The 20,148-nt window shown below is 64.6% G+C and carries 26 protein-coding genes and 1 riboswitch; of the genes, 10 read left to right on the top strand and 16 right to left on the bottom strand.

All coding sequences use genetic code 11. The annotated features are described in order from the left end of the window. From Q1M07_RS11465 to Q1M07_RS11445, 5 genes are all read right to left on the bottom strand, one after another. Positions 1–438, bottom strand: coding sequence for an SH3 domain-containing protein (locus Q1M07_RS11465; RefSeq protein ID WP_300454002.1), 438 nt, complete (start codon positions 436–438; stop codon positions 1–3). A gap of 24 nt (positions 439–462) precedes the next feature. Further along, positions 463–924 carry a protein-export chaperone SecB gene (secB, locus tag Q1M07_RS11460; RefSeq protein WP_300454001.1) on the bottom strand — a complete coding sequence of 154 codons (462 nt, stop codon included), beginning with the start codon at positions 922–924 and terminating at the stop codon, positions 463–465. 48 nt (positions 925–972) lie between these two features. Then, the gene (gene grxC / locus Q1M07_RS11455; protein ID WP_300454126.1) at positions 973–1,239 is read right to left on the bottom strand and encodes a glutaredoxin 3; all 267 of its coding nucleotides are present in this window, start codon (positions 1,237–1,239) and stop codon (positions 973–975) included. 5 nt (positions 1,240–1,244) lie between these two features. Further along, positions 1,245–1,664, bottom strand: a complete 420-nt coding sequence (locus Q1M07_RS11450) for a rhodanese-like domain-containing protein (protein WP_300454000.1) — start codon at positions 1,662–1,664, stop codon at positions 1,245–1,247. A gap of 73 nt (positions 1,665–1,737) precedes the next feature. Continuing rightward, positions 1,738–2,046, bottom strand: a complete 309-nt coding sequence (locus tag Q1M07_RS11445) for a metalloregulator ArsR/SmtB family transcription factor (RefSeq protein WP_300453999.1) — start codon at positions 2,044–2,046, stop codon at positions 1,738–1,740. Between the two features lie 230 nt (positions 2,047–2,276). Between Q1M07_RS11445 and Q1M07_RS11440 the strand changes: the two genes are divergently transcribed. From Q1M07_RS11440 to Q1M07_RS11425, 4 genes are read left to right on the top strand one after another with little or no spacing between them, the layout of a single operon-like run. Continuing rightward, the gene (locus tag Q1M07_RS11440) at positions 2,277–3,659 is read left to right on the top strand and encodes a peptidoglycan DD-metalloendopeptidase family protein (RefSeq protein ID WP_300453998.1); all 1,383 of its coding nucleotides are present in this window, start codon (positions 2,277–2,279) and stop codon (positions 3,657–3,659) included. A gap of 24 nt (positions 3,660–3,683) precedes the next feature. Beyond that, a complete protein-coding gene (locus Q1M07_RS11435; protein WP_300453997.1) occupies positions 3,684–5,096 on the top strand; it encodes a S41 family peptidase in 1,413 nt (470 codons plus the stop codon). A 22-nt stretch (positions 5,097–5,118) separates the two neighbouring features. Further along, positions 5,119–5,538, top strand: a complete 420-nt coding sequence (locus tag Q1M07_RS11430; protein ID WP_300453996.1) for a hypothetical protein — start codon at positions 5,119–5,121, stop codon at positions 5,536–5,538. A gap of 9 nt (positions 5,539–5,547) precedes the next feature. After that, positions 5,548–6,306: a HesA/MoeB/ThiF family protein gene (locus tag Q1M07_RS11425; RefSeq protein ID WP_300453994.1), complete on the top strand. Its 759-nt coding sequence runs from the start codon at positions 5,548–5,550 to the stop codon at positions 6,304–6,306. Here the strand turns inward: Q1M07_RS11425 and ribD are convergent. The 3 genes from ribD to glyA are packed head-to-tail and all read right to left on the bottom strand — an operon-like array spanning position 6,299 to position 9,131. Continuing rightward, positions 6,299–7,405, bottom strand: a complete 1,107-nt coding sequence (gene ribD, locus Q1M07_RS11420) for a bifunctional diaminohydroxyphosphoribosylaminopyrimidine deaminase/5-amino-6-(5-phosphoribosylamino)uracil reductase RibD (RefSeq protein WP_300453993.1) — start codon at positions 7,403–7,405, stop codon at positions 6,299–6,301. The genes Q1M07_RS11425 and ribD overlap by 8 nt on opposite strands. After that, positions 7,405–7,875, bottom strand: coding sequence for a transcriptional regulator NrdR (gene nrdR / locus Q1M07_RS11415; RefSeq protein ID WP_300453992.1), 471 nt, complete (start codon positions 7,873–7,875; stop codon positions 7,405–7,407). Before nrdR ends, ribD begins: the two co-directional genes overlap by 1 nt. After that, a complete protein-coding gene (gene glyA / locus Q1M07_RS11410) occupies positions 7,872–9,131 on the bottom strand; it encodes a serine hydroxymethyltransferase (protein ID WP_300453991.1) in 1,260 nt (419 codons plus the stop codon). Before glyA ends, nrdR begins: the two co-directional genes overlap by 4 nt. A gap of 106 nt (positions 9,132–9,237) precedes the next feature. Between glyA and Q1M07_RS11405 the strand changes: the two genes are divergently transcribed. Both Q1M07_RS11405 and Q1M07_RS11400 read left to right on the top strand, forming a co-directional pair. Continuing rightward, positions 9,238–9,717, top strand: a complete 480-nt coding sequence (locus Q1M07_RS11405) for a hypothetical protein (RefSeq protein ID WP_300453990.1) — start codon at positions 9,238–9,240, stop codon at positions 9,715–9,717. Positions 9,718–9,819: 102 nt separating this feature from the next. Further along, complete coding sequence (locus Q1M07_RS11400; protein WP_300453989.1) at positions 9,820–10,758, top strand: DMT family transporter; 939 nt, start codon at positions 9,820–9,822, stop codon at positions 10,756–10,758. Positions 10,759–10,797: 39 nt separating this feature from the next. Here Q1M07_RS11400 and Q1M07_RS11395 read toward each other — a convergent pair whose 3' ends face one another. From Q1M07_RS11395 to Q1M07_RS11375, 5 genes are all read right to left on the bottom strand, one after another. Further along, a complete protein-coding gene (locus tag Q1M07_RS11395) occupies positions 10,798–11,550 on the bottom strand; it encodes an amino acid ABC transporter ATP-binding protein (protein WP_300453988.1) in 753 nt (250 codons plus the stop codon). 13 nt (positions 11,551–11,563) lie between these two features. Further along, a complete protein-coding gene (locus tag Q1M07_RS11390) occupies positions 11,564–12,322 on the bottom strand; it encodes an amino acid ABC transporter permease (RefSeq protein ID WP_300453987.1) in 759 nt (252 codons plus the stop codon). Between the two features lie 25 nt (positions 12,323–12,347). Next, the gene (locus tag Q1M07_RS11385; RefSeq protein WP_300453986.1) at positions 12,348–13,121 is read right to left on the bottom strand and encodes an ABC transporter substrate-binding protein; all 774 of its coding nucleotides are present in this window, start codon (positions 13,119–13,121) and stop codon (positions 12,348–12,350) included. 447 nt (positions 13,122–13,568) lie between these two features. Further along, positions 13,569–13,772 carry a heavy-metal-associated domain-containing protein gene (locus Q1M07_RS11380; RefSeq protein ID WP_300453985.1) on the bottom strand — a complete coding sequence of 68 codons (204 nt, stop codon included), beginning with the start codon at positions 13,770–13,772 and terminating at the stop codon, positions 13,569–13,571. Between the two features lie 79 nt (positions 13,773–13,851). Beyond that, positions 13,852–14,220 carry a VOC family protein gene (locus Q1M07_RS11375; protein ID WP_300453984.1) on the bottom strand — a complete coding sequence of 123 codons (369 nt, stop codon included), beginning with the start codon at positions 14,218–14,220 and terminating at the stop codon, positions 13,852–13,854. Positions 14,221–14,448: 228 nt separating this feature from the next. On the opposite strand from Q1M07_RS11375, the gene Q1M07_RS11370 reads away from it, so the two are divergent. Then, positions 14,449–15,624: a M20 family metallopeptidase gene (locus tag Q1M07_RS11370; protein ID WP_300453982.1), complete on the top strand. Its 1,176-nt coding sequence runs from the start codon at positions 14,449–14,451 to the stop codon at positions 15,622–15,624. Positions 15,625–15,646: 22 nt separating this feature from the next. On the opposite strand, the gene Q1M07_RS11365 is transcribed toward Q1M07_RS11370, so the two are convergent. From Q1M07_RS11365 to Q1M07_RS11355, 3 genes are read right to left on the bottom strand one after another with little or no spacing between them, the layout of a single operon-like run. Continuing rightward, positions 15,647–16,399, bottom strand: a complete 753-nt coding sequence (locus tag Q1M07_RS11365; protein ID WP_300454125.1) for an amino acid ABC transporter ATP-binding protein — start codon at positions 16,397–16,399, stop codon at positions 15,647–15,649. Positions 16,400–16,403: 4 nt separating this feature from the next. Further along, positions 16,404–17,057, bottom strand: a complete 654-nt coding sequence (locus Q1M07_RS11360; protein WP_300453981.1) for an amino acid ABC transporter permease — start codon at positions 17,055–17,057, stop codon at positions 16,404–16,406. Between the two features lie 6 nt (positions 17,058–17,063). Beyond that, a complete protein-coding gene (locus Q1M07_RS11355; RefSeq protein WP_300453980.1) occupies positions 17,064–17,861 on the bottom strand; it encodes an amino acid ABC transporter substrate-binding protein in 798 nt (265 codons plus the stop codon). A 177-nt stretch (positions 17,862–18,038) separates the two neighbouring features. After that, a riboswitch (cobalamin riboswitch) is annotated at positions 18,039–18,257 on the top strand. Positions 18,258–18,378: 121 nt separating this feature from the next. Between Q1M07_RS11355 and Q1M07_RS11350 the strand changes: the two genes are divergently transcribed. Genes Q1M07_RS11350 through cbiQ form a run of 3 tightly spaced genes read left to right on the top strand, consistent with a single transcriptional unit; the run spans position 18,379 to position 20,143 of the window. Continuing rightward, complete coding sequence (locus Q1M07_RS11350) at positions 18,379–19,056, top strand: energy-coupling factor ABC transporter permease (RefSeq protein WP_300453979.1); 678 nt, start codon at positions 18,379–18,381, stop codon at positions 19,054–19,056. Further along, positions 19,053–19,403, top strand: a complete 351-nt coding sequence (locus Q1M07_RS11345; protein WP_300453978.1) for an energy-coupling factor ABC transporter substrate-binding protein — start codon at positions 19,053–19,055, stop codon at positions 19,401–19,403. The genes Q1M07_RS11350 and Q1M07_RS11345 overlap by 4 nt, the downstream gene beginning before the upstream one ends. Beyond that, a complete protein-coding gene (gene cbiQ / locus Q1M07_RS11340; protein ID WP_300453977.1) occupies positions 19,397–20,143 on the top strand; it encodes a cobalt ECF transporter T component CbiQ in 747 nt (248 codons plus the stop codon). The genes Q1M07_RS11345 and cbiQ overlap by 7 nt, the downstream gene beginning before the upstream one ends. The last annotated feature ends 5 nt before the right edge of the window (positions 20,144–20,148 follow it).

Raw genomic sequence — 20,148 nt, 5'->3', positions numbered from 1 at the left:
TCAGAGACCCCAGACCTGGTTGGCGCGCACAAAACCCGACTGACCGTCGCGATGGCGGACTTTGGCCCAGCCACCGGGCGCCACTTCGACAAAATCCAGAGCAACGTTCTTCTCGGCTTCGAAAACGACCGCCGCCGAGTCGTCGGCCACCTGCCGGATCTGGCCGCGCGGGGCGGTGACGATCAACGTCCGCCGCTTGCCGAGATACTTCGCCTCGATCCACGCGAGGCTGCCATCGGCGTCGCGTACTTTCGACCATCCTTCGAGGTTGACGACCAACTCGACGGGCGTCCCGCGTTTGATGACGAACAGTTTGCTGCCCTTCTGTGACGGCGCGTCGTAGAGGATCGTCGCCGCCTCGACGCTACGGTACTCGATGGCCGACGCCGCACCGGCGGCTCCGGCGGCGAGCAGCAGGCACAACATTCGTCGCTTCATCGGCCGGCCGAGCATCGGCAGCGCTTACTGAACTGTGGCCGCGCCGGACGCATCCGCGGCGCCTTCCTGCAGACGCGACATGTAGAGCGCCTCGAAATTCACCGGCTGCAGTATGAGCGGCTGAAACCCCGCCCGCGTCACAGCTTCGGAAACCACCTCGCGGGTATAGGGAAAGAGAATGTTCGGACAGGCGATCGACAGCAGGGGCTCCATGTTCTCGCTGGGCACGTTCTGTACCCGGAAGATGCCGGCCTGACCCACCTCGACGAGAAAGACGGTTTTTTCCTCGATCTTGGAAGTGACGGTCGTCGTCAGGGTCACTTCGAAGACCCCCTCGCCGATCCCCTCCGCGTTGGTTCGCAACTGGACGTTGATCGTCGGAGGATTGCGGTCCAGGAAGATCTGCGGCGCATTGGGTACTTCGACCGAGAGATCCTTGACGTAGATCTTCTCGATTCCGAATATGGGGGTTTCTTGTTCGCTCATGGTCGTTTCTTGGTGGGTGAAAGGGTGGTGAGGCAGGAAAGACAGGCGTCAGGCGGTTTCGCCCGCCAACAGGGGCAGCAGCTTGCCGGCACGATCGAGCGCCATCAGTTCATCGCAACCGCCGATGTGCGTATCGCCGATGAAGATCTGCGGGACGGTACGTCTCGCGGTCTTGTCGAGCATTTCGGCACGGCGTTCGGGGTCGAGGTCGACGCGCACCTTCTCGATCTCGGCGACCCCACGGGCGCGCAGCAGTTGCTCGGCGCGCACGCAAAAAGGACAGACGGCTGTGGAGTACATCAACACGCGCGGCAAGCCGCTCACTTGCGCGCCCCCTTCTTGAGCGGCAAACCTGCCTCGGTCCAGCCCACGATGCCGCCGTCGAGCGTATGCACGCGCGAAAAGCCGAGCTTGCTCAGAGTCGTGCAGGCCTGCGACGAGCGGGCACCCGACTGACAGACCAGAATGAGCGGTTTGTCCTTGAACTCGGCCAACTCGACGGCACGTTCGGCCAGCGATCCGGCAGGAATATTGCGAGCATCCGACGGATGGCCGTTGACATACTCATTGGGCTCGCGAACGTCGATCAACTGGGCATTCTCGCGGTTGATCAGCATCGTTGCCTGGGTCGCGGTCAAAGACCGCGCACCACCCGGGCGACGCACCGAAAAAGTCAGCAACAGCGTGCCGCTGACCACGGCGAGGGCAACCAGAAGCAGGTTTTGCTGTATGAATTCCAAGCGAAGCTCCAGAAACTGAGACGGCCGGGCAACGCACCGTTTCTCGCGCCAAGGGCGAAAGCCCGCGCCGTCACTACTCGCCGCAGAACACCTCGCGCATCATGCCGATCAACTGCAGCGTGCGCGCGTCTCCGACCCGATAATAGACCCGATTGGCCTCCTTACGGGCAAGCAGAACGCCTTTCTCGCGCAGGATGGCCAGATGCTGGGAAATGTTGCTCTGCGAAGTGCCAACCGCTTCGACGATCTCCTGCACGCAAGCGTCCTGGTCGCCGATTACACACAGGATTTTGAGCCGCAAGGGGTGTGATATCGACTTCAATGCTCGCGCCGCCTGTTCGATATGCTCCTGCTTGTCGATGATGCTGGTCCGGACGGGCACGTTCGCCAAACTCGCCAATTATCATATAATCTGCCATTATAGTGTAAACCCCTGGCGCATGGGCGTGCTGCATGGTGGCGCGTCCTGGCCGCCGCGGCACGTGCGGCTGATTGACGAGAAACGCTGGACATCCTGACCACTACGCAAGACCGGCAGCGCTCGGCGCCGATTCGGGCGCGGCCCGCGACACATCCGCCAGGCCACTCGGCCAGCCGCGCCGGCGGTAGGCTATGAGTCCGGCGGCCGGGCGCGGCCGCCGTTGGCCTGACCGTCGACGACTGGCCGGCGTCGCGCTCGCGTTGCCGCTCGCCCTGCTGGGTGCCGGCCCCGGTTTCGCGGCCGACAGCAAGGGAGGTGGACGCCCGACCGACGCCGCGACGGGCGAAGTCGCCGAAAGGCAGAGCGACCTGAAGTCGCTGCGCAACCAGATCGACGCGTTGCGCCGCGAAATGACCGCCGCCGAAGGTTCGCGCCGCGAGGCGGCAGACCAGTTGCAGGAGGCCGAACGGTCGATATCGTCAACACAGCGCGAACTGCAGCAACTGACGATACAGATCGGCAACTATCAGGCGGCGCTGCGCAGCCTCGACGCCGAGTCACGCGAACTCGAACAGCGACTCAACGCGCAGCAGAGCCAGCTCGAAAGGCTGCTCTACCGGCAATACCTGCGCGGCAACCCGGACCCGCTGCGCCTGCTGCTCAACGGTGAAGATCCCAACCAGTCGGCACGCGATCTGCACTACTTCGAAGCGATCGGCCGGGCACGCCGCCAGTTGCTGCGCGACGTCCAGTCCACCTGGCAGCGCAAGCAGGCGCTGGCCGGCGAGGCACGCCAGCAGGCCGAGCAACTGGCCGCCACCGAAAGCAGACGGCAGGAAGAACACGCGCGGCTGCTGGCGCAACGCGCCCAGCGCCAGGCGACGCTCGACCGGGTGGCGGACCAGATCGCCACGCAACGACGCGAGATCGGCAATCTGCAGCGCGACGAGAAGCGACTCACGGAACTGATCGACCGCCTGTCCAAGGTCATTGCCGCGCGCGCCGCGGAAGCTCGTGAGGCGGCACGCCGCGAGGCGCTGCGCCGGGAAGCCGCGAAACCGGAAGAGCGGCACGAAAGACCGTCTCGCCCGGGCACTCAGGCGCCCGACGCGGAGCGCCCGGGCAAAGCACTCGCCGCCAGTCCGGCGCTGGCGTCGCCGGCAGCCCCACCCACAGGCCATCTGGCGCGCCCACGTGGCGAAGCGCAACTGCCGACCCGCGGCACGGTGATCCATCGCTACGGCACCCCACGCCAGGAAGGCAGCACCTGGAAAGGCATCTTCATCCGGGCCGCGACCGGAAGCGAGGTGAGAAGCGTCGCCAGCGGCCGCGTCGTCTTTGCCGAATGGATGCGCGGCTTCGGCAATCTGCTGATCGTCGACCACGGCAACAGCTACCTGTCGATCTACGCCAACAACGATTCCCTGCTCAAACAGGTCGGCGAGGAGGTCGGTGCCGGCGAGGCTCTAGCTACCGTCGGCAACAGCGGTGGCAATCCGGATTCCGGTTTATACTTTGAGATTCGTCATCAGGGAAGGCCGCTCGACCCGCTGGCCTGGCTCAACCTGAAATGAGAAGCGCACTGGAGTGAGACCACTATGGGTAAGTTGAAACAGGCTGGGCTGGTTTGCGCCGGAATGCTGGGAGGCGTCTTGCTCAGCCTGCAGTTTTCCGCCATCGCCGATAAGGAAACTCGCGCCAGCCTGCCGGTCGAAGAGTTGAGGACCTTCGCCGAAGTGTTCAACGCCATCAAGCAGGGCTACGTCGAGCCGGTCGAGGACAAGAAGCTGATCACGCACGCGATCAGCGGCATGCTCTCCAACCTCGACCCGCACTCGAGCTACCTCGATGCCGACGCTTTCAAGGACCTCCAGGTGGGTACGCAAGGCGAGTTCGGCGGCATCGGCATCGAAGTCGGCATGGAAGACGGGCTGGTCAAGGTCGTCTCTCCCATCGAGGACACGCCGGCCGACCGAGCCGGCGTCAAACCGGGAGATCTGATCTTCAAGATCGACGACACGCTGGTCAAGGGACTGACGCTGAACGAAGCGGTCAAGCGAATGCGCGGCAAACCGAAGTCGCAAATCCGCTTGTCCATTTTGCGCAAGGGCGAGAGCAAACCGCTGGAACTCACCTTGATGCGAGAGATCATCAAGGTGCAGAGCGTCAAGTCGAAGCTGGTCGACGGCGGGTATGGCTATCTGCGTATCACCTCCTTCCAGGAGAATACTGGCGCGGCTGTCGTCAAGCACTTGAACGATCTCACGAAGCCAGGCCCGCTCAAGGGGCTGGTACTCGATCTGCGCAATGATCCGGGAGGCCTGCTGAACAGCGCCGTGGGTGTTGCTGCGGCCTTTCTGCCGCCGGACACGCTGGTCACCTCGACCGACGGACGCACGCCCGACGCCAAGCATCGTTTCTCGGCCTCGCCGGCCGACTACCTGCGCGGCAACCGGGACGACTACCTGAAGAACCTGCCATCACAGGCACGCAAGGTGCCGATGGTGGTGCTGGTCAACGGCGGCTCTGCCTCGGCTTCGGAAATCGTCGCCGGTGCGCTGCAGGACCACAAGCGGGCACTCGTTCTCGGCACGACGACTTTCGGCAAAGGGTCGGTACAAACCGTTCTGCCGCTGCCCGGAAATACCGCGATCAAGCTCACCACCGCGCGCTACTTCACGCCGTCGGGTCGTTCGATCCAGGCCAAAGGAATCGTTCCCGACATCGTCGTCGAGGAAAGCGCGAACGGCAGTTCGACCCAGCGCTTGCGCGAGGCCAACCTCGATCACCACCTCGACGCCAGCAAGGAAGGAACGCCGCCGATAAGGGAAACACCGGCCAAACCGCCGGCCAAGGCGGCACCCGCCAAACCGAAGAGCAGCGCGCCCCGGGACGAGGCCGACGAGACATCCGAACCACCAAGCCGCGAACTGGCTTCCCCGAAGGATTATCAGCTCACGCAGGCGCTGAACCTTCTCAAGGGGATGCAGATCATGCAAAAGATCCAGTGAGCCGGAAGCGCGGAGAGAAGCGGTGAAACGAGCGGCCGCGGCGGCACCGCCGCCGATCCGAAAACAGAGGAGTATCCTGTTTGCCAAGTTTCCGCCGGGGCAAGTTCCCGAGGCTTCCGCCTTCCTCACCACGATCGACAAGCTGGAGGTCGAACCACGCGATCAGCCGCGAACGGTCGGCGTGGCCTACGATCTTCACCATCACTGTTTGCAGGAAATCGACCACGCGCTGGAAGAACGCGGCTACCACCTCGACAACACGCTGCTCAGCAAGATGCTGCGGGCGCTGGTCTACTATGTCGAGGAGACGCAGTTGCACAATCTCGATGCTCCTCGCCGGCCGCTCAAGCGCTCGCAATCGGAAGCCTACACTCACGCCTGGGAGCGCCATCCGCATGGCGACCACGACGATACGCCGCCGGAGTGGCGAGAGTACAAGTAGTGCCGTCGGATGAACGACGCCCAGTTGCTGCGCTACAGCCGCCACATCCTGCTCGACGAAATTGGCATTGCGGGCCAGCAACGTCTGCTCGATGCCAGCGCACTGGTCGTCGGTGCCGGCGGCCTGGGGTCGCCGGCGGCGCTTTATCTCGCTTCGGCCGGTGTCGGGCGGATCACGCTGGCCGACGGCGATACAGTGGACCTGACCAATTTGCAACGCCAGATCCTGCATACCCTTGACCGCGTCGGCCAGGCGAAAGCCCTGTCCGGACAGACGGCATTGCGAGGCATCAACCCGGACGTACAGGTCGTCGCACTCACCCGCCGCCTGTCCGGCGAGGAATTGGCGGCACGGGTCGCCGAAGCCGATGTGGTGCTCGATTGCTGCGACAACTTCGCCACCCGACACGCGGTCAATCGAGCCTGCGTCGAACACGGAAAACCACTGGTTTCCGGAGCAGCGATCCGTTTTGCCGGACAACTGACCGTGTTCGACAGCCGACGCGACCGGTCGCCGTGCTACAACTGCCTGTTTCCGGAGGGCGACGACGTCGAAGAGCCGCGTTGTGCCGTGACGGGAGTCTTCGCGCCGCTGACCGGAGTCATCGGCGCCATGCAAGCCGGCGAAGCGCTGAAAATCCTCGTCGGTACCGGCGAAGTGGCCCTGGGACGCTTGTGGCTGCTCGACGGCTTGTCGATGGAATGGCGCAGCGTGAAGTACGGCCGCGATCCGGCGTGCGCGGTCTGTTCCCCGCCGTGCGTCAGCTAAAGCGCGCCAGCAGTCGCCAATCGGCTCCCACTGGACGAAGATCGCGAATCGACAGTTCGCGCCGGCCGGCGAGCGCTTCGAGTGGCGGCAGATCGAACATCCCGCGCGCCGCGTCACCGATCAGGCAGGGCGCCAGGTAAAGCAGCAGTTCGTCCACCAGACCCGCCCCGAGCAGCGCACCGCTGAGTCCGAAACCGGCCTCGGCATGTACTTCGTTGACGCCGCGCCGGGCAAGTTCGACGAGCAGTGACGGCAGATCGACCCGCCCCTGCGGCCCGGGCAGCAGCAGCACTTCGGCACCCCGCCGAGCCAGCGCGTCGCTCCTCGCCGGATCGTCCAGGGCGGCGGCGACCAGTACCCGGCCGTCGCGCAGCAGCCTGGCCTCGGGTGACAACTCGAGCCGACTATCCACCACGACTTTCATGGGCGGGTGAAAACCGGCGTCCAGTTCGTCGACGCCACGCACATTGAGTTGCGGATCGTCGTGGCGGACGGTACCGATGCCGGTCAAAATGGCGCACGCGCGCGCGCGCCAGCGATGCCCGTCCTGGCGGGCTGCCGAACCGGTCAGCCACTGGCTGGCGCCATTCCTGAGCGCCGTCTTGCCGTCGAGGCTGGCGGCCAGCTTGAGGCGCAGCCACGGCCGGCAACGTGTCATGCGGGCGACGAAACCGAGATTGACTTCAGCCGCTTCGGCCGCCAGCAAGCCGCAGTCGACGCGTAGCCCGGCGGCCTGCAAGCTGGCCAGCCCTCGCCCGGCGACTTGCGGATTGGGGTCCGGCATGGCGGCGACGACGCGCGCCACGCCGGCCGCCAGCAGGGCGTCGACGCAAGGCGGCGTGCGTCCGTGGTGGGAACAGGGTTCGAGCGTGACGTAGACGGTGGCGCCGCGCGCGCTGTCACCGGCCGCCTGCAGGGCGTGGACTTCGGCATGCCGGCCGCCGGCCCGCCGGTGCCAGCCTTCGCCGACGATCTGTCCGGCACGGACGACGACGCAACCGACGCGCGGATTCGGCCGGGTGGTACACAGGCCCAGTTCGGCCAGACGAAGCGCGCGCGCCATGAAGTCGTGGTCGGCGGCGCTGAACGACGGGGCCATCAACGGCCAAGCGGCTGCGGCGAAAGAGAGACTTCGCGAATGACCTTGGAAAACTCGTCGACGTCCTCGAAATTCCGGTACACCGAGGCGAAGCGAACATAGGCCACCTTGTCGAGCTTCTTCAACTCGCGCATGACCATCTCGCCGATTTTTTCCGACGAGACTTCGCGCTCACCAAGGGCCAGCAGTTTTTCTTCGATACGCACGATCGCCGCCTCGACCGCCTCGACACTGACCGGCCGCTTACGCAGCGCGAGCCAGAGGCTCGCCGCCAGCTTGTCACGCTCGAAGTCGGCACGCGAGCCGTTCTTCTTGATCACTTGCGGCATTCGCAGCTCGGCCCGCTCGTAGGTGGTGAAGCGCTTGTCGCAGCGGAGGCAGCGCCGCCGCCGCCGGACCACGTCACCATCGTCGTTGATCCGCGTGTCGGCGACAGCCGTCTCGTCAGCGCCGCAGAACGGACACTTCATCCCGCCGGCGGAGCGTAAACCGGGAACTTGCGGCAGAGCGCCGCAACGTCGGCCCGCACGCGTTGCCGGACCGCTTCGTCGCCCGGGGCATCGAGCACGTCGGCGATCAGGTGCGCCACCTGCTCGGATTCGATCTCGGTGAAACCGCGCGTCGTCATCGCCGGCGAACCGATGCGGATGCCGGAAGTGACGAAGGGCTTCTGCGGATCGTTCGGGATCGCGTTCTTGTTGACCGTGATGTGCGCCGCACCCAGCGCCGCTTCGGCGTCCTTGCCGGTAATCTCCTTGGCGCGCAAGTCGACCAGGAAGACATGCGATTCGGTGCGGCCGGAAACGATGCGCAGCCCGCGCCCTTCCGAGAGCACGCGCGACAGGACGCGGGCGTTGGCGACGACCTGCTCCTGGTAGGAGCGGAAGTCGTGTGACAGGGCCTCCTTGAAGGCGACGGCCTTGGCGGCGATGACATGCATCAGCGGCCCTCCCTGCAGACCGGGAAAAATCGCCGAGTTGATCGCCTTTTCATGCTCGGCCTTCATCAGAATGACACCGCCGCGCGGCCCGCGCAGTGTCTTGTGCGTCGTCGAGGTCACCACATCGGCGTGCGGCACCGGGTTCGGGTAGCAGCCGGCGGCGATGAGGCCGGCGTAATGCGCCATATCGACCATGAAGATGGCGCCGATTTCCTTGGCTACTTTGGCGAAACGCTCGAAGTCGATGCGCAGCGAATACGCCGAGGCACCAGCGATCAGAATGCGCGGCCTGTGCTCACGCGCCAGCGCCGCCATCTTTTCGTAATCGATCGCCTCGTTGTGGTCGAGACCGTAGGCCACCACCTTGAACCATTTGCCCGACATGTTGAGCGGCATGCCATGGGTCAGATGCCCGCCTTCGGCCAGGCTCATTCCCATGATCGTGTCGCCCGGTTTGGCGAAGGCCATCAGGACCGCCTGGTTGGCCTGTGACCCGGAGTTGGGCTGGACGTTGGCCGCCTCGGCGTTGAACAGCTTCTTCAGGCGGTCGATCGCCAGTTGCTCGACGACATCGACATGCTCGCAGCCGCCGTAGTAACGCTTGCCGGGATAGCCTTCGGCGTACTTGTTCGTCAGTTGCGAACCTTGCGCGGCCATGACCGCATGGCTGACGTAATTCTCCGAGGCGATGAGTTCGATATGCCCTTCCTGGCGGCGATTTTCGTGCTCGATCGCCTGCCAGATCTCGGGATCAATTTTCGCCAGGGTATCTTTAGCAGAAAACATCGTGCACCTCGCAAGCCTTGAAGGGACGGCGATTGTAGCATGCCACCGCTTGCCCGATCGGCGGCAAGCCTGCTATCTTCGGGGAGCAAGTAACGGAAGCGGATCGATGCCCAGCAAACTGATTACCACCTGGAGCGAGCACGACAGCGCAGTTCAGGAAATCCTCGACCTGTCGTCGGCCGCGCTGCTCGTTTTCGACGAAAGCCTGTCGCCTCTCAAGCTCGAACGCCGCGCGCGGATCGCCGCACTGCAACGCCTGCTGAGTGCGCGGCAAGCCGCGACACGACTGACCTTCGTCGTCCAGAAGCCGGACTTCGTTCGTCAGTACAGCCCGCAACTGATGGAACTTCTGACCATTTACTCGCCGACCTTGACCATCCTTCAAGCGCCACCGCATCTCGATTCGCTCAAGGATTCGTTGCTCATCGCCGACTCCCGGCACGCCCTCGTGCGCTTCCATCGCGATCATCCCAGAGCCCGGCTGATCATCGACGACAGCGAGGAGGTCGCGCCCTACCAGCAACGCTTCGAAGAGATCCTCGGCGAGGGCGGCGATCCGCTGAGTCCGACGACGCTCGGGTTGTAAGCCCGGCGAGGACCGCGCCACTGCCGGCGACGACGCTGCCCGGGGATGGCGTTCGCCGGCGCGGGAGGCTAAACTGGTGGGTTTCCTGATGAGGACCCGATCTTGAAGCGCTCGCGCGCCAATCTGCTGCTGCTCGCTGTCGCCCTGATCTGGGGCTCGGCCTTTGTCGCTCAGGTCGAGGGCATGGCCGGCGTCGAACCGCTGACCTTCACCGGCGTTCGTTTCCTTCTCGGGGCGGCGATCGTCGCCCCGCTCGCCTGGCGCGAGTGGTACGCGCTGTCCTCGTGCGGCACGCAACCGCTGCCCCGCGACGCGCTACAGGTCGCCGCCCTGGGTGTGCTGCTGATGCTCGGCGCGGTCTTCCAGCAGGTCGGCCTGACCAGTACGACGGTAACCAACGCCGGCTTCCTGACCGCGCTCTACGTGCCGCTGGTGCCGCTCCTTGCCTGGCTGATCCTGCGCACCCGGCCGCACTGGTCGGTCTGGCCGACGTCGATCGGCTGCCTGGGCGGCACCTGGTTGCTGTCGGGGGCGGCGACGCTGGCGCCCGTCGTCGGCGACGCCTGGGTAATCGCCAGCAGCCTGTTCTGGGCCCTGCACGTCCTGCTCGTCGGACGCGTCGCCGAACGCCTGGCGGCGCCATTCCTGGTCGCCTGCGGGCAGTTCCTGGTTTGCGGGCTGATCAGCCTGGTCTGCGCCGGGCTCAGCGAAACGATCACCGTCACCGGACTGCGCCAGGCGGCGCTGGCCATCGTCTATGCCGGGGTGGTGTCCGTGGGCATCGGCTTTACCGCCCAAGTGGTCGGGCAGCGCTACGCCCAAGCCGCCGACGCGGCGATCATCCTGTCTGCCGAAACGGTCTTCGCGGCACTATTCGGCTTCCTGCTCATGGGCGATCGACTGAACGCGAGCGGCCTTGCCGGCTGTGCGCTGATTCTGGTCTGCATCATCATTGTGCAGATCGCGCCGTTGACGGTAGCCGGCAGATCGACCGGCGAATCGACGGTGCTGGATTGCCGCCCTCGATCCCGTCACCCGTAGCTCGCCGGTGTCGGCACACCGCCCCCGGCTGGGGCCATCTCAATAGCCGTGCCGCACCTGCGACAGGAAGGACTTGGCGCGATCGTGCTCGGGATTGGCGAAGAAGCGCTCGGGAGTCGTGTCCTCGAGAATCACTCCTTCGTCGAAGAAAATGATGCGATCGGCGACTTCGCGCGCAAAGCCCATCTCGTGCGTGACGACGAGCATGGTGATGCCGCTGTAGGCCAGTTCGCGCATCACCGCCAGGACTTCATTGACCATTTCGGGGTCGAGCGCCGAGGTCGGCTCGTCGAACAGCAGAACTTTCGGGTCCATCGCGAGCGCGCGCGCGATCGCCACCCGTTGCTGCTGGCCTCCCGAGAGCTGGACCGGGTATTTCGCCGCCTGGTTCTTCAGGCCGACCCGTTCGAGCAGGCTCATCGCCTTGCTTTCGGCGTCCTCCCGTCGCATCTTCCGGACCCGCATCGGGGCCAGCGAAACGTTGCGCAGAATAGTCAGGTGCGAGAACAGGTTGAAGCTCTGAAAGACCATCCCGACTTCGCGCCGGATGGCATCGAGATTTTTCAGGTTGTCGTTGAGGACGATCCCGTCAACGACGATCTCGCCCGAGTCATGCATCTCGAGGCGGTTCAGGGTACGCAGGAAAGTCGATTTCCCGGAGCCCGACGGACCGACGATCGCCGTCACCTGCCCCTCGTAGAAAGTCGCCGAAACGTCCTTCAACGCATGAAAAGCGCCGAAACGCTTGTCGACCCGCCGTGCCTCGATGATCGGGCGGAGTTCGCCGTTCATTCGTCAGGCCTCGCTAACGTTTCTGGCCGACATCGAGCTGAGCCTCGAGGGCGGCCGTCAGCGTGGTGAAGGCCGTGGTCAGTATCAGATAGATCGCGGCGACAGTGATGAAAACCGGTATCGGCTGATAGCTCTCGGCCTGCACCCGGTAACCGACCATCGTCAGTTCGACGACGCTGATCGCGTAGGCGAGCGACGAATCCTTGACCAGCGACGCCAGGTTGTTGGCCAGCGCCGGCAGTGCGACGCGCATGCTCTGCGGCAGGACGACGTCCATGAAGGTCTGTATCGGTGTCAGCCCGAGCGCGCGCGCGGCTTCCACCTGGCCGTGCGGAACGGCCAGAATCCCGGCCCGGACGCACTCGGTGTTGTAGGCCCCGACGTTGAGCGACAGGGCGATCGCCGCGCAGGCGAAATCCGACAGTTCGATGCCCTCCGGCATGAGCAGCGGAAAGGCCAGCCAGACGAACAGGATCTGCAGCAGCAGAGGAGTGCCGCGAATCAGCCAGACGTAGCTGTCGCACAACCAGCGCAGCGGCCCGAAGCGCGACAGCTTGCCCAGCCCGGCCAGGACGCCGATCACGACGCCGACGCTGCCGGCAATCAGGGTCAGGCCAACGGTAATCCGCGCCCCTTCGACGAACTGATCGGCCGCCGGACCGATCGGTGCCGGTGCCGCGGACAGCGGCACCGCCATTCCCCAAAGAAAGACGAGCAGGCCGATCATGGCGGCGAACATCGCCCAGCCGGGGTATCGCTTGGTCCAGTTCATGCGGCGGGAAGTCGCCTCACCGGGCTCAGGAACGACAAGAAACGTCTTCCTTGAAATACTTCTCCGACAGCGCCTTGTAGGTGCCGTCCTTCATCACCTCGCCGAGCGCCTGGTTGAGCTGCGCGGCCAGATCCTTGTTGTTTTTGCGCAGAATCATCGAGACGCGCTCGACGAATACCAGTTCGCCCGCCGTGATGCCGGCCTCCGGGTTCTTGTCGAGTGTCGCCTTGACCGTGAATTTGTCGGAGATCCACGCGTCGACCTTGTTCGCACGCAGCGCGGCGAACGCCTCCGGATCGCCCTTGTAGGTCTTGATCGTCTTGATTCCTTTGACTTTCTTGGCGGCGTCGGCGTAGCTGGTGGCCAACTGCACGGCAACCGTCTTGCCGGACAACGCGGTGACGGTCAGCGGACCGTCCTTGTGGGCGGCAATCTGTCCGCCGGTGCAGTAGTGGGGATTGGCAAAATCGACCGACTTGGCGCGCTCTTCGGTGTAACCGTGCGAAGCGATGGCGAAATCGAAACGGTCCTGCTTGAGCGCCGCGATCTGTCCGTCGAAGGGAACGACCCGCCACTCGAGTTTCAGTCCGAGCTTCTTGGCGATGGCTTCCGCCAGTTCGACTTCGAAGCCGGTCAGCTTCGGGCCGTCGTAGTAATTGAACGGCTGGAATCCCCCTTCTGTAGCCGCAATGAGCGTCCCGGACTGCTTGATGGCATTCCATTCGCGAGCCTCGGTCGGACCGGCAAGTATCAGCGAGAACGGAATGACGGCACTCAACAACCTGGCGAGAAAACGCATGACACCTCCTCTGTTGATAAAGATCAGACGTCGCAAACAAGACATCGCCGTCACCATACGCCATCATGCTGGCCCAACCGCGTCGGCGAAGACGGCGCACAGAGTACAACAAACAGGCGTCGAGGAGAGCAACAATTGTGCGTGGCGCGGCAGGGGAATGCACGCGATGTGGCACGCGACCCGAAAGTACGACCGGCGACACCTTTTTTCCACCTCGCCCGCGACAACGAACAGGCCCCTTCCCCTGGTCCGTCGGCCGCTGACCCAAGGGTTGCGCAAGCGCCAGGAGCACCCCGGGGCACAGTCTGGCAAGGTCTCGTTCCGGACGCCCGCGCGCGCAACTCGCCCGCGCGCCGACGCTAGGCGACAGTGAGCTTGGCCGGGACAAGCCAGAAGAACGGCAGCTTTCCTGCGGCTGCCCGGTTGGCAAAGTCCCGCACGGCGTCGCTATTCCGTCGGGAACCCGGCATCCTCGATACACTGCCGGATGTCGCTTTCGGCGACCATGGCCGTGTGCTCGATGGTCGCCTCGCCGGTTGCCAAGGAAACCTCGACGTAAGCGATGCAGGGCAGATCCTGGATAGCATTCATGACGCTGCGCAGACAGTCGTCGGATGTCATCCCGATGATTTTGAGTGTGGTGGTCGGCACGATCTTTCCTCGGTTTCTTCCTTTGCAGCGCCACTCTTAGCGGTCCTCTTCCCACCGCCTCGCCGGGCGACCGCCGTTCCTATTCGAAGCAAAAGACGTCCAGTTTATTGCCATCCAGATCGCGAAAATAGCCGGCATAAAAACCCTCGCCGCGCGGCCCGACCGCTCCCTCGTCCTTGCCGCCCAGTTCGAGCGCCCTGGCATGGACGCGCTGCACCTTCTCGCGCGAGTCAACGATCAGCGCCACCATGACGCCGTTACCAACCGTCGCCGCTGCGCCATCAAAGGGGGTCATCACGCAGAGGCTCGGCTTGTTCTGAGCGACCCCCCAGGCAATGCCGCGCGGAAACTCCCATAGTCGCCTGGCGCCGATTTCGCCCAACAACGCATCGTAAAAAGCCGCCGCCCGCGGCAGGTCGTTGGTTCCCAACGTTACGTAGCCAATCATTCGTCTCTCCTTTCGTGGTCTAACACGCGACAGTCTAAGCCAATTGCCAGCCAAGGTATCGCCTGGCAGGCAGCGTGGACGATCGCCGTGTCGGCGAACGCCGTCCCGGCCCTTGTGCCAAACTCGGATGCGACGGACAATCAAGCTCGTGCCAGCGGGCGTGCCCCGGCCGGTCGGCGGCGGTGAAGAAGCGGACGAAAACGTGTCAGGTATCGAGGTGAACGGGTGATGTTGGCGGCCGAAAGTATTCGGAAACACTTGCTGCGCTGGCGTCGTGCCCTGCACCAGCGCCCCGAGACGGCATTCGAGGAGCGGCGGACCGCCCGTTTCGTGATGAACGAACTGCGCCGCCTGGAGATCCCCTACGAGTACGGCGGGGTCGGCGGCGGGATCGTCGCGCGGCTGCGCGGCGTCCACTCCCCGACGCCGGCGGTCGCCTTGCGGGCCGAACTGGACGCTTTGCCGATCGCCGAACAGACCGGCCTCGCGTTCGCTTCGCGGCATCCCGGACGCATGCATGCCTGCGGTCACGACGGCCACATGGCGATGGTGCTTGGCGCCGCCACGCTGCTCAAGAGAAGCCCGCCAGCGGGCGATGTCGTCTTGATTTTCCAACCCGCCGAAGAGGGGGGTTGCGGCGCCAAAGTGATGATCGAAGCGGGAGCTCTCGACGGCGTAGCAATGATTTTTGGCGGCCATCTGACGTGCCACTATGCCACCGGGCAAGTCATGGCCGCCTGCGGACCGGTTTGTGCCCAGGCCGACCGCTTCCGCATCCGTGTCTACGGCCGCGGTGGTCACGGGGCGCGCCCGCACGAAGCAAGCGATGCGCTGGTCGCCAGCGCCGCGTTGGTGGGAGGCCTGCAGACGCTGGTTTCGCGGGAAGCCAACCCGCTCGACCCGTCGGTCGTCACCGTCGGCACGCTGCAGGCGGGTAGCGCGGCAAACACCATCGCTCACGAAGCCGTGCTCGATGGCACGATTCGCAGCACCCGACCCGCAACCCGGCAGCGTCTCGTGGCCGGACTAGAACGCATGTGCCGGGCGCTCGGCGAGGCCTACCAGACGCGAATCGAGGTCGAGTTTTCGGAACCCTATCCGCCGGTAGTCAACACGCCACGTGAGACCACGCTGGCGCGACGGGCCGCGGCCTCGGTGGTGGGCCGCGATAGCGTCTTGACCAACGAGTTGCCGAGCATGGGCGCCGAGGACTTTTCCTTCTACCTGGCAAGGGTACCGGGTTGTTTCGTGCGCTTCGGCGGGCGCGGGCCGAATGCGCCGAACCTGCCACTGCACAGTCCGCAGTTCGATTTCGACGAAACGGCGCTGGTCGTCGGCGCCAGCTATTTCGACGCCATAGCGCGACTCGCCCTGACCGAAAGCGGCTCACCGTCCGCTCCATAGGGTCGGCGCCCGCCGTGCCCGACTACAGCATGTGGTCGAGAAACGCTCGGGTGCGCGGGTGCGCTGGAGACGCGAACAGGTCTCTCGCCGGCCGCGCTTCGACTATCTCGCCGCCGTCCATGAATACCACGCGGCTCGCCACCTCGCGCGCAAAAGCCATTTCGTGGGTGACGACCAGCATCGTCATGTGTTCTTCCGCCAGTTCGCGGATGGTGCGCAGAACTTCGCCGGTGAGTTCCGGGTCGAGTGCCGACGTCGGCTCGTCGAACAACATGATGTCGGGTTCCATGGCCAGCGCGCGGGCGATGGCGACGCGCTGTTTCTGGCCGCCGGAAAGTCGCGACGGGTAGCTTTCCCGTTTGTCGAGCAAGCCCACCTTGCGTAGCAAGTCCTCGGCTTGCGGGACGATCTCGTCGCGCCGCAGGCCCTTGACCGTGATCGGCGCCTCGATGACATTCTGCAACACCGTCAGATGGGGAAACAGGTTGAAGTGCTGGAAGACCATTCCCATCCGGCGGCAAATGCGCCGGCTAGTGGCGTCGGACGAGTAGCGGCAGACTCCGTCGGCGTCGGTGGCGACCAGCGTTTCGCCCTCGATGTCGATACGGCCGCGGTCTATCGTTTCGAGGTGGTTGAGGCAGCGCAGGAAAGTGCTTTTCCCCGAGCCCGACGGACCGATCACGGCCACCACTTCGCCTCGCTCCACGTCGAGCGAGACGCCGCGGAGCACTTCGACCGCGGCGAAGCGCTTGTGCAGGTCGCGTGCCTCGATCATCGGACTAGCCATCGTAGACCGCCAACTTCCTTTCCAGACGCTGGAAGCCGACCGTCAGGACCAGCGTCATCAGCAGATAGAAGGCGGCTGCAACGACGAAGGGCATCGTCGTGAAGTCACGCTGGACGATGCCACGCGCGGCACGCAGCAGATCGTTCATGGCCAGAACGTAGATCAACGAAGTATCCTTGACCAGCGTGATCGTCTCGTTGCTCATCGGCGGCAGGATGCGTTTGAGCACCTGCGGCAGGACGATGCGTCGCATCGTCTGCACGTAGGTCAATCCGAGAACCCGTGCACCTTCGTACTGACCCCGATCGATCGACTGGATGCCAGCACGGAAGATCTCCGCGAAGTAGGCCGCGTAGTTGAGGACGAAGGCGACGATGGCCGCCGGAAAGTCCGGCAGGCGGACGCCGATCACCGGGACGAAAGGTAACGCGAAATAAATGAACAGCATCTGCAGCATCAGCGGCGTGCCGCGCATCAGCCAGAGGTAGCCATTGACCAGGCCGCCCAGCGCCGTGCAGCGCGAAATTCGGGCGAGCGCCAGCAACAGGCCGAGCGGGACGGCAAGAACGAAGCTGATCAGAAAAACCTGCAGCGTTACCGCCGTGCCCTCGAGCAGAGGGCCGAGAATCTCGAGCAGATAGCTCACGCACGGCTACTTCTTGACGATGTCCTTGCCGAACCACTTGGTCGAAATGGCCGCCGCGGACCCGTCTTTCTTCATCTCGTCGAGCGTCTTCTGCAACTTGGCCATCAGTTCGGTGTCGTCCTTGCGGGTGCCGACGCCATAATCCTCGGTACCGAAGTTCTCTTCGAGGATGCGGTAGTCGCCCGGTTTCTTGGTCGTATAGTAGCGACCGACGACCTCGTCGACCACCAGCGCGTCGAGTCGGCCAGCGCTGAGATCCATCAGCGCCGTCACGTTGTCGCCGAACTTCTTCAGTTCCTTGAGCGACTTGGCTGTCGCCGCATCCTTCTCGACGGCCTCGATGGCGCTGCTGCCGTCCTGCACGCCGACCACCTTGCCGGCCAGGTCGGCCTTGTTCTTGACCGGCGACTTGTCGGTGACGACGATGATCTGACGGTTTTCCAGGTAGGGCGCGGTGAACAGAATCTTTTCCTTGCGCGCCTCGGTAATCGTCAGTCCGTTCCACAGCACATCGACGCGCTTGCTATTCAACTCGGCTTCCTTCGCGTTCCAGTCGATCGGCTTGAACGTTACTTCGGCACCGAGCCGCTTGCCGGCCTCGCCGGCCAGATCGATGTCGAAGCCGACGAGCATATTCTTCTCGTCGCGAAAACCCATCGGTGGAAAATTGTCATCCAGGCCGACGACAATAGCCGCGCGCGGTGCCGCCGGCTTGGCTTCGGAAGCGCTTTCCTTCTTGCCGCAAGCCGTGAGCAACACGCTGGCCAGCAAAACGATCGGCAGTATGACGTTCTTGATTTTCATTCTTCTTTCCTGTGAGGAGGACGATAACGACCGGACACGGCGCGGCGTACGGCTCAGAACCGGCCGCCCGACAGCCTACCCGGGGTGACGAGGGCGACAGTATACCCAAGTCGGCGATCGACCCCGACCGGAATCTGCCGCCTCGGCGCGGCGCTTTGGCCGAGCGCCGGCTTCGCTTATACTGCACGAAGTTTAGGTGCCTTGCCGGGCGGCCGCGCGGCGGGTGAAACGGGAAGCCGGTGACGTCGCGAGTCAAGGACTCGGATCAGTCCGGCGCAGCCCCCGCTGCTGTCAGCCTGACGAGTTTGCCTCATGCCACTGTGTCGGTGACACGGGAAGGTCGGCAAAGGAGAAGGAAGGCGAGCCAGAAGACCGGCCTGAACTACTGGTAGCGCCAATCCCCGGGGCACGGGAACGGTTCTGTCGACCTGCCGCAGCGCGGCTTGCCCGGTGGTCCGGCTTTCCCTCATCCCCCGCCGCGTGGTGCTGCCTGCCTGTCGCGCGAAGGAGGGACGTCATGCACATCATGGAAGGCTTTCTACCCATCGAACACGCCGTCGGCTGGACGCTGGCCGCGGCACCCTTCGTCATCGGCGGCTTGCGCGCCGTCCGGCGCAGAATCGACGAACGACCGGAGCAGCGCATGCTGCTCGGCGTCGCGGCGGCATTTACCTTCGTGCTCTCGGCCCTCAAACTGCCATCTCTCACCGGCAGTTGCTCGCACCCAACCGGCATCGGCCTGGGCGCCATCCTGTTCGGGCCGCTGATCATGGCGCCGATCGGTGGCGTGGTGCTTCTCTTTCAGGCCCTTCTCCTGGCACACGGCGGACTGACGACGCTTGGCGCCAATCTCTTTTCGATGGCCGTCGTCGGCCCGTTTGCTGCGGCTGCGGTGTTCCGCCTGGCGCGTCGCCTGAAGGTCTCGCTTGCCGTCGGTGTCTTTCTCGCCGCCAGCCTGGCCGACCTGATGACCTACATCACCACCTCGCTGCAACTCGCCTGGGCCTTCCCTGACCCGGTTGGCGGTTTCGCGGCTTCCTTCGTCAAGTTCGCCGGAGTGTTCGCGCTCACCCAGATTCCGCTGGCAATCAGCGAAGGCTTGCTGACGGTCGTCATTTTCAACGCGCTGGCGCGTTTCAACCCGCAGGAACTTCAGCAGATGAAGGTCACCGAGCCGAGCGAGTTGCGCGCGTGAAAGGCCATCGAAACCTGCTCCTGATCGTCGCCGTCGCCCTGCTGACCGCCCTGCCGCTGTGGCAGATACAGCGGCCGGAAGCGGGTCCGGACGGCAAGGTGGCGGCAATCTTTACTGGCGCGGACGAGAAGGCCAAGGCGCTGGTTGGCGAAATCGCCCCCACTTATCGGCCGTGGTTCGAGCCGCTGATGGAACCCGCCAGCGGCGAAGTGGCGGCACTGCTGTTCGCCCTGCAGGCGGCCATCGGGGCCGGCTTCATCGGCTACTACCTCGGCGTGTCGCTAACCCGCGAGAAGATGCAGCGCGCCGCGAAGGAGAAGGCGGCAACTGACGATACGCCGTGCTGATCGAAGAGTCTGCCTACAGTAACCGCTGGCGCAAGGTGTCGCCCGCCGCGAAGGGGCTTTTTGCGCTCGCCGCCCTGGTCGCCGCCTTTGCCGCGGCGACGCCCGTAACGGCCTTCATCATCGCGGCTCTCGTCGCCGGCGCCACCGTCGGCGGCGCGCAGGTAGCGCCCGGCCGTTATTTCCGCGTCGCGCTGCCGGCCCTGATCTTTCTTGCCGCGGGCTGTCTGTCGCTTGCCTTCTCTATCGACTGGAACATCACGCGCGGCGACCTCCTGATCCAGTTGGCGCCGGACGGTCTGCACACGGTGGCGGCAGTCGGCGCGCGTTCGCTTGGTGCGCTGGCGGCACTGCTCTTCCTGGCGCTGACGACCCCGCTGATCGACCTGGTCGCCCTGCTCCGCCGCCTGCGCACCCCGGAGGCGCTGCTCGATATCATGGTCCTCTGCTACCGCATGCTCTTCGTCTTTTCGACGGCGGTACACGACACGGTGACGGCTCAGTCGGCGCGCCTGGGATATGCGACGCCGCGCCTTGTCATCCGCTCGCTCGGCGGACTGGTGGCCAATCTCACGCTGCAAGTCTGGCAGCGTGCGCACACCCTGCACGTCGCCGCGCAGGCGCGCAACAACGATGGTCCGTTGCGTTTCCTGCAGGCGTCATTCGACAACGCGGCTCGCGACCTGAAAATCGCCTTCGCCGCCGGTGCGGCGCTGGTTCTGCTCAGTCTGTGGCTGAGATGATGTCG

The organism is Accumulibacter sp., assembly GCF_029255285.1.
Lineage (GTDB): Bacteria > Pseudomonadota > Gammaproteobacteria > Burkholderiales > Rhodocyclaceae > Accumulibacter.
Note: the sequence above shows the minus strand (reverse complement) of the source record. Positions and strands in the feature narration are given on the sequence as shown.

Excerpts from the sequence above, each read along its gene's own strand:
- Q1M07_RS11465 (WP_300454002.1), bottom strand. The coding sequence starts at position 438 with ATGAAGCGACGAATGTTGTGCCTGCTGCTCGCCGCCGGAGCCGCCGGT.
- secB (WP_300454001.1), bottom strand. The coding sequence starts at position 924 with ATGAGCGAACAAGAAACCCCCATATTCGGAATCGAGAAGATCTACGTC.
- Q1M07_RS11440 (WP_300453998.1), top strand. The coding sequence starts at position 2,277 with ATGAGTCCGGCGGCCGGGCGCGGCCGCCGTTGGCCTGACCGTCGACGA.
- Q1M07_RS11435 (WP_300453997.1), top strand. The coding sequence starts at position 3,684 with ATGGGTAAGTTGAAACAGGCTGGGCTGGTTTGCGCCGGAATGCTGGGA.
- Q1M07_RS11425 (WP_300453994.1), top strand. The coding sequence starts at position 5,548 with ATGAACGACGCCCAGTTGCTGCGCTACAGCCGCCACATCCTGCTCGAC.
- ribD (WP_300453993.1), bottom strand. The coding sequence starts at position 7,405 with ATGGCCCCGTCGTTCAGCGCCGCCGACCACGACTTCATGGCGCGCGCG.
- nrdR (WP_300453992.1), bottom strand. The coding sequence starts at position 7,875 with ATGAAGTGTCCGTTCTGCGGCGCTGACGAGACGGCTGTCGCCGACACG.
- glyA (WP_300453991.1), bottom strand. The coding sequence starts at position 9,131 with ATGTTTTCTGCTAAAGATACCCTGGCGAAAATTGATCCCGAGATCTGG.
- Q1M07_RS11405 (WP_300453990.1), top strand. The coding sequence starts at position 9,238 with ATGCCCAGCAAACTGATTACCACCTGGAGCGAGCACGACAGCGCAGTT.
- Q1M07_RS11395 (WP_300453988.1), bottom strand. The coding sequence starts at position 11,550 with ATGAACGGCGAACTCCGCCCGATCATCGAGGCACGGCGGGTCGACAAG.
- Q1M07_RS11390 (WP_300453987.1), bottom strand. The coding sequence starts at position 12,322 with ATGAACTGGACCAAGCGATACCCCGGCTGGGCGATGTTCGCCGCCATG.
- Q1M07_RS11385 (WP_300453986.1), bottom strand. The coding sequence starts at position 13,121 with ATGCGTTTTCTCGCCAGGTTGTTGAGTGCCGTCATTCCGTTCTCGCTG.
- Q1M07_RS11375 (WP_300453984.1), bottom strand. The coding sequence starts at position 14,220 with ATGATTGGCTACGTAACGTTGGGAACCAACGACCTGCCGCGGGCGGCG.
- Q1M07_RS11370 (WP_300453982.1), top strand. The coding sequence starts at position 14,449 with ATGTTGGCGGCCGAAAGTATTCGGAAACACTTGCTGCGCTGGCGTCGT.
- Q1M07_RS11365 (WP_300454125.1), bottom strand. The coding sequence starts at position 16,399 with ATGATCGAGGCACGCGACCTGCACAAGCGCTTCGCCGCGGTCGAAGTG.
- Q1M07_RS11355 (WP_300453980.1), bottom strand. The coding sequence starts at position 17,861 with ATGAAAATCAAGAACGTCATACTGCCGATCGTTTTGCTGGCCAGCGTG.
- Q1M07_RS11350 (WP_300453979.1), top strand. The coding sequence starts at position 18,379 with ATGCACATCATGGAAGGCTTTCTACCCATCGAACACGCCGTCGGCTGG.